The sequence below is a fragment of the Nioella sediminis genome, from assembly GCF_001879695.1.
Lineage (GTDB): Bacteria > Pseudomonadota > Alphaproteobacteria > Rhodobacterales > Rhodobacteraceae > Nioella > Nioella sediminis.
This window is the reverse complement of the sequence record NZ_MNBL01000029.1, coordinates 1-851: the sequence shown is the minus strand read 5'-3', so window position 1 is coordinate 851 and position 851 is coordinate 1. Positions and strand designations below refer to the sequence as shown.

The window sequence follows — 851 nt, the reverse complement described above, 5'->3', positions numbered from 1 at the left end:
ACTCATCCACGAACTGCCCCTCGACGTCCCATACCAGCGCGGCCTGGCCGATGGTCTGCCAGTTGGGGCCGCCGTCCATGTCATACATGCCGACAGTCCCGGTGTTCACGTTCCGCCACAGGATATCGTCGGTGCCATCGCCGTTGTAGTCGCCCACACCCACGATATCCCAATCGAAACTCGCCTGACCCAGCCCCTGCCAGACCGGGCTGCCGGAGCCCATGGCGTAGTAGCCCACGGCGCCCGAGCTCTCGTGCCGCCACAAGAGGTCATCCGTCCCGTCGCCATCGAGATCGCCGGTCCCCACCAGCCGCCAGTCGTTGGAGACATTGGCGACGACGCTCCAGGTGGGCGTGCCCGCGCCGGACATCTCGAACTGGCCGACCTGCCCGGTTGTGGAGTTCCGCCAGATGATGTCGTCGATCCCGTCGCCGGTGATGTCGCCGGTGGCCACGATCTCCCACGGGGCCGAGGAGCCGCCGATCGTCTGCCAGGTCGCCGTGCCGCCCGACATGGCGAACATGCCCACGCCGCCATTGCTGCTGTTCTGCCACAGGATATCGTCGGTGCCGTCGCCGTTGAAATCACCCACGCCCATGATCTGCCAGGCTGCGCTGGCCGTCCCGAGCGCGTTCCAGACCGGGCTGCCAGTGCCCATGGCCGAGAAGCCGATGCCGCCGGAGGTGTCATTTCGCCAGAGGATGTCATCGGTCCCATCGCCGTCGAAATCGCCGAGTCCACCGATCTGCCAGGCGGTGCTTTCACCGCCCAGAACGCTCCAGGTCGGCGTGCCACCCGACATGTCGAACATGCCGTATTGGCCCGTCGTGCCGTTGCGCCACAGGATATCA

General features: G+C 66.3%; 1 protein-coding gene. It reads right to left on the bottom strand.

Annotation, left to right across the window (positions count from 1 at the left end):
* The coding region (locus BKY26_RS03300; RefSeq protein WP_131541755.1) for an FG-GAP repeat domain-containing protein at positions 1-851 on the bottom strand (851 nt) is incomplete at both ends.